The sequence below is a fragment of the Streptomyces colwelliae genome (genome assembly GCF_048158785.1).
Classification (GTDB): Bacteria; Actinomycetota; Actinomycetes; order Streptomycetales; family Streptomycetaceae; genus Streptomyces.
This window is the reverse complement of the sequence record NZ_JBLTJC010000114.1, coordinates 17,257-28,615: the sequence shown is the minus strand read 5'-3', so window position 1 is coordinate 28,615 and position 11,359 is coordinate 17,257. Positions and strand designations below refer to the sequence as shown.

At 70.3% G+C, this 11,359-nt stretch carries 9 protein-coding genes; 6 read left to right on the top strand and 3 right to left on the bottom strand.

Annotation, left to right across the window (positions count from 1 at the left end; genetic code table 11):
- Positions 1-309: 309 nt before the first annotated feature.
- Positions 310-1,632, bottom strand: a complete 1,323-nt coding sequence (locus ACNFOC_RS23805; protein WP_416961128.1) for an ABC transporter substrate-binding protein — start codon at positions 1,630-1,632, stop codon at positions 310-312.
- 492 nt (positions 1,633-2,124) lie between these two features.
- Between ACNFOC_RS23805 and ACNFOC_RS23800 the strand changes: the two genes are divergently transcribed.
- From ACNFOC_RS23800 to ACNFOC_RS23785, 4 genes are all read left to right on the top strand, one after another.
- A complete protein-coding gene (locus ACNFOC_RS23800) occupies positions 2,125-3,168 on the top strand; it encodes a LacI family DNA-binding transcriptional regulator (RefSeq protein ID WP_416961127.1) in 1,044 nt (347 codons plus the stop codon).
- Between the two features lie 128 nt (positions 3,169-3,296).
- The gene (locus tag ACNFOC_RS23795) at positions 3,297-4,724 is read left to right on the top strand and encodes a GH1 family beta-glucosidase (RefSeq protein ID WP_416961126.1); all 1,428 of its coding nucleotides are present in this window, start codon (positions 3,297-3,299) and stop codon (positions 4,722-4,724) included.
- 172 nt (positions 4,725-4,896) lie between these two features.
- On the top strand, positions 4,897-6,762 hold the full coding sequence (locus tag ACNFOC_RS23790) for a discoidin domain-containing protein (RefSeq protein ID WP_416961125.1): 1,866 nt from the start codon (positions 4,897-4,899) through the stop codon (positions 6,760-6,762).
- A 96-nt stretch (positions 6,763-6,858) separates the two neighbouring features.
- Positions 6,859-7,701 carry an alpha/beta fold hydrolase gene (locus ACNFOC_RS23785; protein ID WP_416961124.1) on the top strand — a complete coding sequence of 281 codons (843 nt, stop codon included), beginning with the start codon at positions 6,859-6,861 and terminating at the stop codon, positions 7,699-7,701.
- On the opposite strand, the gene ACNFOC_RS23780 is transcribed toward ACNFOC_RS23785, so the two are convergent.
- Positions 7,688-8,080 carry an SCO5389 family protein gene (locus ACNFOC_RS23780; protein ID WP_416961123.1) on the bottom strand — a complete coding sequence of 131 codons (393 nt, stop codon included), beginning with the start codon at positions 8,078-8,080 and terminating at the stop codon, positions 7,688-7,690. The genes ACNFOC_RS23785 and ACNFOC_RS23780 overlap by 14 nt on opposite strands.
- A gap of 49 nt (positions 8,081-8,129) precedes the next feature.
- A complete protein-coding gene (locus ACNFOC_RS23775) occupies positions 8,130-9,101 on the bottom strand; it encodes an ATP-binding protein (protein ID WP_416961122.1) in 972 nt (323 codons plus the stop codon).
- Positions 9,102-9,257: 156 nt separating this feature from the next.
- Between ACNFOC_RS23775 and ACNFOC_RS23770 the strand changes: the two genes are divergently transcribed.
- Both ACNFOC_RS23770 and ACNFOC_RS23765 read left to right on the top strand, forming a co-directional pair.
- On the top strand, positions 9,258-9,794 hold the full coding sequence (locus ACNFOC_RS23770; protein ID WP_416961121.1) for a GNAT family N-acetyltransferase: 537 nt from the start codon (positions 9,258-9,260) through the stop codon (positions 9,792-9,794).
- Between the two features lie 65 nt (positions 9,795-9,859).
- Positions 9,860-11,356 carry an ABC transporter substrate-binding protein gene (locus ACNFOC_RS23765; protein ID WP_416961120.1) on the top strand — a complete coding sequence of 499 codons (1,497 nt, stop codon included), beginning with the start codon at positions 9,860-9,862 and terminating at the stop codon, positions 11,354-11,356.
- Positions 11,357-11,359 lie beyond the last annotated feature (3 nt).

Below are 11,359 nucleotides of genomic sequence, written 5' to 3'. Positions count from 1 at the left end.
GTGTGGGGGTTGTGGTTGCCACGGAGGAAGTCCTTCCCTGGATCTCGGCCGGGGTACGGGCGGGGGCTGGGACCGGAGATCCGGCCTGGGGCACGTCGTCGAACTCGGGTCGCCGGTCCCGGCGGACACGGTGCGGCGGTGTCCGGTGAGTGTGCGCCGAACACCGCGGAAAGGACCGGCACTTGACGACCGGGGCCGGTGCGGGGCGCCGAGGCCTCAGGCCCCGCGCCTACGGCAGGAGCCCCCGCACGGCCCCACGCACAGGCTGCGGTGCGGGCGCCCGCCGGGCCGCCCGCACCGCGGCCGGTGTCAGCCGATGACCTTGTCGATCGAGTCGGTCGCGGCCTTCCACGCCTTGGCGGGCTTGGTGCCCCGCTGCTCCATGTTGTTGATCTGCGTGGAGATCGTGTCCTTGATCGTGCCGTCCTTCGCGCCGAGCACGGCCTCGGGGATGGCCTTCGCCTCGTCGGCGTAGATCTGACCGATCGGGGCGTTGTTGAAGTACGGCAGCGTGGCGTTCTTCACGCTGGCGAGTTCGTAGGCGCCCTTGTTCGACGGGAAGACACCGATCGCCTTGAACACGGCGGCCTGCTGCTCGGGAGAGGTCAGCCACTTCACCAGGTCGGTGGCTTCCTTGACGTGCTTGCCGGTCTTGGGCACGGCCAGGAAGGAGCCGCCCCAGTTGGCCGCGCTGGTACCGGGTGCACGGGCGATGTCCCACTTGCCCTTGTAGGCGTCACCGGCGTTGGTGGAGATCTGGCCGGCCATCCAGGCGGGGCACGCCACGGTGGCCACCGTGCCCTTGCGCAGCGCCGCCGTCCAGGCGTCGGTGAACTGGGGCAGACCCTGGGTCAGCTTCTTGGACGCGGCCTCGGCGGCCAGGTTCCAGCCCTGCTTCACGGACGCGCTGTCCTTGTAGATCGCCTTGCCGGAAGCGTCGTAGTACTGCTCCGCGGAGGAACCCACGACCGCGTTGTACATGGCGCTCGCGGAGTCCATGAAGTACGTGCCCTTGGGCGCCTTCGCCTTGAACTTCTCGCCGAGCTTGAGGTAGTCCTCCCAGCCGCCCGCGACGGCCTTGGCGACGGAGTCACGGTCGCTCGCCAGGCCCGCCGCCTTGAAGAGGTCCGAGCGGTAGCACAGGGACATCGGGCCGATGTCGGTGCCGGCGCCGATGACCGAACCGTCCGACGCGGTGGCCTGCTTCTCCTTCCAGGAGACCCAGTCGCTCACGTCGATCGTCTTGCTCAGGTCGGCGAACTTGGCCGCCTGGGTGTCGACGACCTCCTTGATGCGGCCGACCTCGATGCCCGTGACGTCGCCCAGGCCACTGCCCGTGTTCAGCTGCTGAAGAAGCTTCGGGTAGTAGTCCTGCTCGTTGGCGGTGGTGTTCTCCTTCACCGTGATGTTCGGGTGCAGCTTGTGGTACTGGGCGAACAGGCCGGCTTCCTTGTAGCCGAACTGCCCGAAGTCGTCCACCGTGAGAGTGATGTTCCCGTTCGAGTCCTTGGCGTCCGAGGAGCTGTCGTCGCTGCTGCAGCCGGTCAGCAGCAGGGCGGAGGCCGTCAGGACCGTCGTGGTCACGGCCGCCACTCTGCGGCCGCGGCCGCCGGCGGTACGGGTGATGCTCATTCCACTACTCCTTGTTCCAGTGGGGAACGGGATCTCAGGAATCGGACCGCCGAGGCTCGACGATCCGGACCTGCCCTCTCGTTTCGAGCAGCGGCCGACCCACAGCACGGGGCGTGCGGTGAAAAGGTGCTGGTCAACGGTGTGCCATGCGAGATAGAGGGACGGGCCGTTGGTGGTTTCGTCCACACGGAAGGAAGCCCCCGAGATTCCGTGGGACCGCTCCCACGCGGCATGCCGGAAGACTCCTTCGTGCCGGGCCGGGTGTCAAGACTTGAAAACGGCGTTGTTGCGCAAGCGTGTTCCGCACGTCACGTGAATGTGTCGCTCCACAAGGCGTCACCGACCGGACACAGGCCGGTCCCGCACAGGATTCACGCAGGTGATCCAAGGGTTCGCCGCACGGGCGCGGCGCCGGCGTCGTCCGTCCGGGCCGTTGCCCGAATTTCTGGGCAAGAATGAGGCAAGTCCCCACTGATCGCCGGAAGGTGAACGATGAGCCCTGCCGAGCAGCCGCCTCCGCGCGCGGAGGTCCGGCGCCCGACCCTCAACGCCGTGGCCGCGCTCGCCGGCGTCGGCCGCGGCACGGTCTCCCGGGTCATCAACGGCTCCCCCAAGGTGAGCGACCACGCCCGCGCGGCCGTGGAGCGGGCGATCGACGAACTCGGCTACGTCCCCAACCCCGCCGCCCGCTCCCTGGCCACCCGCCGTACGGACTCGGTCGCCGTGGTCGTCCCCGAGGGCGAGGACCGGCTCTTCTCCGAGCCCTACTTCTCGGGGATCATCCGGGGTATTTCGGCCCAACTCGCAAGCGCCCAGATGCAGTTGCTGCTGGTCCTGACGCCGGACGAGAAGGAGTACGCGCGGCTGGCCACGTACCTGTCCGCACACCGGGTGGACGGCGTACTGATCCTCGCGGTCCACAGCGGCGACACGCTGCCCGACCGGCTGCACGAACTCGCCGTGCCGACCGTGCTCGCCGGCCGGCGCGGCCACGGGGAGCCACTGGGGCATGTCCGCGCGGACAACAACGGCGGCGCCAGGACCGCGGTCCAGCACCTGCTGGCCAAGGGCCGCCGGACCATCGGCACCATCACTGGCCCCCTGGACATGGACGCCGCCCAGGCCCGGCTCGACGGCTACCGCGAGGCGCTGGAGGGCGCGGGCATCACCGTCGACGAGGACCTGATCGCGTACGGCGACTTCCGGGAGGAGGGCGGACGCGCGGCCATGCGGGAGCTGCTGCACCGGCGGCCCGGCCTCGACGCCGTCTTCGCCGCGTCCGACGTGATGGCGTCGGGCGCCGTGCTGGAACTGCGCGCGTCGGGCCGGCGGGTGCCCCACGACGTCGCCGTCGTCGGCTTCGACGACTCGATCGTGGCCCGGCACATCGATCCCCCGCTGACCAGCGTCCGCCAGCCGCTGGAGGAGATGGGCCGCACCATGGCGAGCCTCCTGCTGGACGAGATCGCCCGACGCGGCGACGGCCACCGCGAAGTGGTCCTGCCGACGCAGCTGGTGGTGCGGGAGTCGGCCTGAGCGGTGTCCTCCGCGACCGCGTACGCGGAACGACGCGGAACGAACAGAAGACGTCGGGGGCGACCCCCTTTGCTCATGGGAGCGCTCCCATGCATAATGGGCGCCACTCGACCCATGGGAGCGATTCCATGCCCGACCTGACGACCCCGCCCTTTCCTCCCGCCTTCCTGTGGGGAGCCGCGACCTCCGCCTACCAGATCGAGGGAGCGGTGCGGGAGGGCGGCCGTACGCCCTCGATCTGGGACACCTTCAGTCATACGCCGGGCCGTACGGCGGGCGGTGATCACGCCGACGTCACCGTCGACCACTACCACCGCTACCGCGACGACGTGGCGCTGATGGCGGACCTGGGCCTGACGGCGTACCGCTTCTCGGTCTCCTGGCCACGGGTTCAGCCGACCGGCCGGGGCCCGGCGGTCCAGGTGGGCCTGGACTTCTACCGCCGTCTGGTCGACGAGTTGCTCGCGCACGGCATCAAGCCGGCACTGACCCTCTACCACTGGGATCTGCCGCAGGAGTTGGAGGACGCGGGCGGCTGGCCCGAGCGCGACACGGCGTACCGCTTCGCCGAGTACGCGCAGATCATGGGCGAGGCGCTGGGCGACCGCGTGGAGCAGTGGACCACGCTCAACGAGCCCTGGTGCAGCGCGTTCCTGGGCTACGGCTCGGGGGTGCACGCGCCGGGCCGTACGGACGCGGGCGCTTCACTTCGGGCGGCCCATCACCTCAACTTGGCCCACGGGCTGGCGACTTCGGCCCTGCGGTCCGCGATACCGGCCCGCGACTCGATCGCGGTGAGCCTCAACTCCTCGGTGGTCAGGCCCGCTTCGCTGTCTCCGGCGGACATGGCGGCGGCCCGGAAGATCGACGACCTGGCCAACGGGGTGTTCCACGGGCCGATGCTGCACGGCTCGTATCCGCAGTCCCTCTTCGAGGCGACGAGGTCGGTCACGGACTGGTCGTACGTCCAGGACGGTGATCTGACGCTCATTCACCAGCCGTTGGACGCACTGGGGTTGAACTACTACACCCCCACCTTGGTGGAGGCGACCGAGACGGCCCCGGCGGGCAGCCCGCGCTCCGACGGCCACGGCCTGAGCGCGTACTCCCCCTGGCCGGGCGCGGACGACGTGGCGTTCCTCCAGACCCCCGGCGAGCGCACGGAGATGGGCTGGACGATCGACCCGACGGGCCTCCACGAGCTGATCATGCGGTACACGAGGGAGGCACCGGGCCTGCCGCTGTACGTCACGGAGAACGGCGCGGCCTACGACGACAAGCCCGACCCCGAGGGCAACGTCCACGACCCCGAGCGGATCGCCTACCTCCACGGCCACCTGTCCGCCGTACGCCGCGCGATCGCGGACGGCGCGGACGTGCGCGGCTACTACCTGTGGTCCCTGATGGACAACTTCGAGTGGGCGTACGGCTACGGGAAGCGTTTTGGACTGGTCCACGTGGACTACGAGACCCAGGTCCGCACGATCAAGGGCTCCGGCCGCCGGTACGCGGACATCATCCGCGACCACCGCAGCAGGGCGCGGCGCGCGGCCTGACCGGACGGCCCCGGTGGGTGCGGGCGGGGGAGCCTGCACCCACCGGGGCACCACCAACCCCATCGTTCCCACCATCCCTGTCTTCCCCGCCCTTCCCACCATCCCCGTGTATGTCATGAGCACGTCAGCAAGATCACCCCCAGAAGGAGATCCGCCCCTCAAGGAGACCCGCATGCCCGCACGCACCCTGCTCACCGCGCTCACCGCACTGGCCCTGCTCTCCGCCACCCCCGCTCTCGCCGCCCCCGCCCCGCAGGCCGCGGCCGCCGCGACCTGGGACACCGACCGCGCGGCAGCCGCCTACGCCGCGAACCCGGCCGCCGTCACCGCCTCCGGCAGCGAGAACGCCGGCACCGCCCCCGGCCTCGCCTTCGACGGCGACGGCGCGACCCGCTGGTCCAGCAACTTCGCCGACGACGCCTGGATCCGCCTCGACCTCGGCACGACGATCCGCATCGACCGCGTCACCCTCGACTGGGAGACGGCCTACGGCAAGAGATACGTCCTGGAGGTCTCCAGGAACGGCACCGACTGGACGCCGTTCTACACGGAGACGGCCGGCACCGGCGGCTCGGTCACCACGAGCACGTACCCCCAGGAGGTGACGGGCCGTTACGTCCGCCTGCGCGGCTTGGAACGTTCCACGCCCTACGGCTACTCGCTCTACTCCTTCAAGGTCTACGGCGGCGAGCCGGCCCCCGCGTCCACGACCCGCACCAACCTCGCCCTGAACCACCCCGCGTACTCCAACTACTACCAACACAACGGCAATTCACCGGCGTACGTCACCGACGGCGGCTGGCCCGCCAACCTCAAGGACGACGCGAGCCGTTGGTCCAGCGACTGGAACGCCGACCGCTGGGTCTCGGTCGACCTGGGCGCGACCTCGACGATCGACACGGTCGACTTCTACTGGGAATCGGCGTACGCCGTCGACTACTTGCTCCAGGTCTCCGACGACAACACCACCTGGCGCACGGTCCACGAACCGTCGGCCGCCGACATCGCCGCCCGCCGCGCGAACGTCCAGGCCCCCGCCGACGCCACGGGCCGCCACGACACGGTCACCCTGCCCCAGCCGGTCACCGGCCGCTACGTCCGGATGCTCGGCAAGGAACGCCGTTCCTTCTACAACCCGGCCCCCTACACGGCCCAATTCGGCTACTCCCTCTACGAGTTCCAGGTCTGGGGCACCGGCGGCAGCGCGGCGGCGGCCTACCCGGCCCTCCCCGGCGACCAGTCCGGCACGTATCAGACGGCGTTCTTCGACGACTTCACGTCGGCGGCCCTGGACCGCTCCAAGTGGCGGGTGGTCCGGACCGGCACGGAGATGGGCTCGGTCAACGGAGAGTCCCAGGCGTACGTCGACTCGACGGACAACGTCCGTACACAGAACGGTGAGTTGATCCTCGCGGCGAAGTACTGCAAGGGCTGCACCCAGGCGGGCGGCGGCACCTACGACTTCACGTCCGGCCGCATCGACACCAACACCAAGTTCGACTTCACGTACGGCAAGGTCAGCGCCCGCATGAAGCTGCCGGTCGGCGACGGATTCTGGCCCGCCTTCTGGCTGCTCGGCAGCAACGTCGACGATCCGTCGGTCTCCTGGCCTGCCTCCGGCGAGACCGACATCATGGAGAACATCGGCTACCCGGACTGGACGAGCACGGCCCTCCACGGCCCCGGCTACTCCGCCGACGGCAACATCGGCGCCCGCCAGACCTACCCGAACGGCGGCACGGCCGACCAGTGGCACACGTACGCCGTCGAATGGACCCCGACCGGGATGCGCTTCTACGTCGACGACAACCTCGTCCAGGAGACCACCCGCAACAAACTCGAATCGACCCGCGGCCAATGGGTCTTCGCCCACAACCAGTACGTCATCCTCAACCTCGCCCTGGGCGGCGCGTACCCGGCCGGCTGGAACCAGGTCACCACGCCGTACTGGGGTCTGCCGCAGTCGAGCGTGGACAAGGTCGCGGCCGGGGGAGTGCAGGCGGAGGTGGACTGGGTGCGGGTCGAACAGAAGAAGTGACAGCTGGGCCGGTCCGGAGCGCGGCACCGGACCGGCCCGTTCCACCGCCCGGCAATCCGGTTGCCGCACGTACCACCCCCTGACACGCTCACGCCCATGCCGACCTTCGCCGCACCCGACGGAACCCGCCTCGCCTACCACGCGTCCGGCGACGGCCCGCCCGTGATCTGCCTCCCCGGCGGCCCGATGCGCGATTCTGTCTACCTCGGCACCCTCGGCGGCCTGACCATCCACCGCCGACTGATCCGGCTGGATCTACGGGGCACGGGCGCGTCGGAGGTACCCACGGACCTGACGTCGTACCGCTGCGACCGTCAGGTGGACGACGTCGATGCGTTGCGCGAGCACCTGGGCCTCGACCGGGTGGACCTGCTCGCCCACTCGGCCGGCGCGAACCTGGCCGCGCTGTACACGGCCCGCCACCCGGACCGCGTGGCCCGACTGACCCTGGTCACCCCCAGTGTCTACGCGGTCGGCATCCCGATCTCAGCCGAGGACCGCCTGGCGGTCGCACGACTGCGCGGGTCCGAACCGTGGTTCGGACCCGCGTTCGCCGCCCTGGAGGAGATCACCGCCGGTCGCGCGACCCCCGATTCCTGGCCGGCCATCGCGCCCTTCGCCCACGCCCGTTGGGACGAGACGGCACGCGCCTTCGATGAGGCCGACGCGAAGCAGAGGAACGCCGAGGCCGCGACGGCCTACGCCGCCGAAGGCGCCTTCGACCCGGCCGACACCCGCGCGGCCCTGGCCGACTTCACGTCCCCAGTGCTCATCCTCGCCGGGGAGTTCGACATCTCCGCTCCGCCGCGCGCGATGGCGGAGTACGCGGAGCTGTTCCCGAACGCGGAGTTCCAGGTGCAGTCCGGGGCCGGGCACATGCCGTGGCTGGACGACGCGGGGCGGTTCGTCGCACTGGTACGGTCCGTCAGCAGTCCCTGAACTCCGGTGACTGGTTCAGCACTTGGGACCGTACCGACGTGAACCGCGCGTACGTCTCCCCGTCCAGGGATTCCGGCCGGAACGCCGCCACCCGATGGCAGTTCTGGAAAGCCAGGGCCACCCCGAAGTGGCGCTCCAGGCTGCCCCGGATCGCGTCGCTGGCCAGCGCCCGCAGCAACTGGCCGCGTTCCTGTTCGGACGGGGGCGGGGTCTGGTTGTCGGTGAACTCGGCCGTGCCGTCGCGGAGTTCGGTGGCGAGGCCGGCGATGAGGTCGTAGGCGTACGGCAGGGACGTGCGGACCGTGTCCACGAAGTCCGCCTCGCGGATGTCACCGTGCTCGGCTTCGGCGAGGAGCTTCGGGGAGACGTCGAGAGACATGAAAAGGGGTGTCCTGTCGGGTAGTTGGTGAGTGTGAGGAAGGTCTTCGTCAGGTCAGCGCGGGCGGGCCCGGTACGTATCCCGGGTCCACCTGTGCCGCGAGGTCCAGGCCCGTTGCGCGGTCCGCCCAGGCGCGGGCGTTGCGGAGGTGGAACTCGACGGCGTGGCGGTGCAGGGTCGGCCAGTCCCTGGGGCAGGCGTCGACGGCCGTGCGGAGGACGTTCAGGGCGTGGGCGTTGGGCGACTCCAACTCGCCCTGTGCCCTGCCCTGTTCGGCTGCGCGTACCCAGGGGGAGTGGACCAGGTGGGTCAGGAGGTCGTCCCCCACCTCCTCCTTGAGGAAGAGCAGGTCGTCCTCGCCGGTGACCTTGTTGCCGATCACGGCGAGGCGGATGCCGAACTCCCGTGCGTGGTCGCGGTACTGGCGGTAGACGGAGACGCCCTTGCGGGTGGGTTCGGCCACCAGGAACGTCAGGTCGAAGCGGGTGAACAGGCCCGAGGCGAAGGCGTCGGCGCCCGCCGTCATGTCGACCACGACGTATTCGCCGGGGACGTCGGCCAGGTGGTTCAAGTACAGCTCCACCGCGCCGAGTTTGGAGTGGTAGCAGGCCACCCCGAGGTCGCTCTCCTCGAACTCGCCCGTCGCCATCAGCGGTACGTCACCCGCACGGACCACATGGCGGGCGTGCACCTCGTCGTCGCCGAGCAGGCGCAGCAGCCGTGAGCCGCGTCCCGGTGGGGTGGTCTTGATCATGGCCTCGGCGGAGGCGATCCGGGGGTTGGTGCCGCGCAGGAAGTCTTTGAGCTCGGTCAGGTGGGCGGCCAGGGGTGGGGCGGTGACCGGCTCGTCGCCGGGGGACGTGTCGGCGGACGTGCCGGGGGACAGCGCCTCGGCCAGGTGTTGGTTGATGTCGCCGTCGATGGCGAGCACGGGTGCGCCGGCGCGGGCCAGGTGGCGGGCGAAGAGGGCCGACAGCGTGGTCTTTCCGCTGCCGCCCTTGCCGACGAACGCGACGCGCACTACCGGCCCGCCGCAATCGCGGTTTTGAAAATGAATGTCATGTGGCTAGGTTTTAGGGGGTGGCCGCGAGGCTGTCAAATCCAGTGGATCAAGGGTGATCCAGGAACGGTCCAAGGGTGATCAAGGCCTAGGAGTCTTAATGCATATGATGTGCAAGTGCTTGACTACTGCATCAGGGCGGCAGGCCCGGACGATATCGACGGTGCGCGTGCCGTGATGCTCGACACCGTCTACCGCGACTTCCACACCGGTTACGTGCCCCGCTGGCACGGCGACGTCATCGACCCGGCCGCCGCCTACCTCGCCCCGGCCCGCCACACCCTCCTCGTGGCACTCGACCCCGCCGACGGCACGGTCGTGGCGACCGCCGCTCTCGACTCCCGTGGACCGGTCCACCCGCCGAACCCGCGCTACCTCGCCGAGCGCTACCCCTCCGGCGAGACCGCGCAACTGCGTCGCGTCTACGTCCGTCCCGCGCATCGCCGTCGTGGCCTCGCCCGGCATCTCGTCGCCGAACTCCTCGCGTTCGCCGCGGCCGACGGCGGCTACCGCGCCGCATATCTGCACACCGATCCCGCCGTGCCCGGTGCCGAGGCCTTCTGGCGGTCGCTCGGCAAGGTCGTGCACGACGAGCGCGACGACCCGGACGGCGGGCAGGGGATCGTGCACTTCGAACTGGCGATGGAGCGATAGACGCGATGCGATTCCGACGAACGAACGCCGGCACAAGTGCGCGTATACGTAAGGGCATTGGACCGATGCAACAGTCCCGGATCCTTCTCGCCCTCGTGCTCGCGCCGGTGCTCACCGGCTGTTTCGCCTCCGCCGGAGACGAGGCCGGGGAGGCCGCCGGGGACGGGAAGTCCGGGTCCCGGCTGCGGGTGGCGCTCGCGTTCCCGCCCGCCGAGAACCTCTCTCCCTACGGCGCCGACGCCACCATCCTCAGTCGCCTCGGCGTCACCGAGGGCCTGACCTCCCTGGACGCCAACGGTTCCGCCGCCCCCGCGCTCGCCCGGTCCTGGCAGCGGGAGGGCGACCGCGGCTGGCTGTTCACCCTGCGCGAGGCGACCTTCCAGGACGGTACCGAGGTCACCCCGGCCCGCGTGGCCGCCGCCCTCGACCGTGCCGCCGAGGCGAAGCCCGCCCCCGCCGCACTCTCCGGTGTCACCCTCACCGCCGAAGCCGTGGGCGGCGACCGCCTGCGCATCACCACCAATTCCCCTGATCCCGTACTGCCGTTGAGGCTGGCCGGGCCCGCTCTCGCCGTCCTCTCTCCGAAGGCGTACGAGGAGAAGGGCCGCGTCGATCCGGTCGGCACCGCCACCGGTCCCTTCGAGCTGACGAAGGTCACCGACTCCACGGCGGCCACCCTCGACCGCTTCGACGACTACTGGGGCGGCCTCGCCCACGCCTCCGGAATCGACGCACGGTTCATCGCCGACGGCACCGCCCGCACCAACGCGCTGCGCACCGGGCAGGTCGACATCGCCGAGGCGATACCCGTGGCCCAGGCGGCCACCCTCGACACGGCCACCCGCCGCGAGACCGCCACCACCCGCACCACGAGCCTCCAACTCAACACGCGGACAGGCGTGTTCAAGGACCCGAAGCTCCGCGCCGCCGCCCGCGCGGCCGTCGACACCTCCGCACTCGCCAAGGGCGTCTACGAAGGTCACGCCGACGCGGGCACGGGCATCTACGGCCTCGCCGTCACCTGGGCCGCGGGCAAGCGCGAGCAACCGGTCGGGCGGGCCGAGCCCGTGACGCCCGGCGGGCGGACCATCACCCTCGCGACGTACGACAACCGGCCCGAACTCCCCGAAGTCGCACAGGTGTTGAAGCAGCAGCTCGAAAAGGCCGGATTCAAGGTCGAGTTGGAGGTGCGTGAGTACTCCCGCATCGAGAGCGACGCGCTGGCCGGGAAGTTCGACGCGTTCGTCGTCGCCCGCAACACCCTGGTGGACACGGGCGATCCGGTGGCCGTGCTCGCCAGCGACTACACCTGCGACGGCGGTTACAACCTCGCCCGGCTGTGCGACAAGGACGTCGACCGGGCCGTGGCGAAGGCTGAGGGCACCGCCGACACCTCCGCACGGCAGAGCGCCGCGATGAGGGCCGAGGCCGAGATCCTCGGCGACGACGCCGTCGTGCCGCTCGTGCACCAACGGGTCGTCACCGGCGTCGGTGCCTCCGTCGACGGCGTCCTCCTCGACCCGTACGAGCGCACCCTCGTCGGCCCCGGAACCCGGCGCTGAACC

Bases quoted from the DNA above. Each gene is read 5' to 3' on its own strand.
- ACNFOC_RS23805 (WP_416961128.1), bottom strand. From the start codon at position 1,632: ATGAGCATCACCCGTACCGCCGGCGGCCGCGGCCGCAGAGTGGCGGCC.
- ACNFOC_RS23800 (WP_416961127.1), top strand. From the start codon at position 2,125: ATGAGCCCTGCCGAGCAGCCGCCTCCGCGCGCGGAGGTCCGGCGCCCG.
- ACNFOC_RS23795 (WP_416961126.1), top strand. From the start codon at position 3,297: ATGCCCGACCTGACGACCCCGCCCTTTCCTCCCGCCTTCCTGTGGGGA.
- ACNFOC_RS23790 (WP_416961125.1), top strand. From the start codon at position 4,897: ATGCCCGCACGCACCCTGCTCACCGCGCTCACCGCACTGGCCCTGCTC.
- ACNFOC_RS23785 (WP_416961124.1), top strand. From the start codon at position 6,859: ATGCCGACCTTCGCCGCACCCGACGGAACCCGCCTCGCCTACCACGCG.
- ACNFOC_RS23780 (WP_416961123.1), bottom strand. From the start codon at position 8,080: ATGTCTCTCGACGTCTCCCCGAAGCTCCTCGCCGAAGCCGAGCACGGT.
- ACNFOC_RS23765 (WP_416961120.1), top strand. From the start codon at position 9,860: ATGCAACAGTCCCGGATCCTTCTCGCCCTCGTGCTCGCGCCGGTGCTC.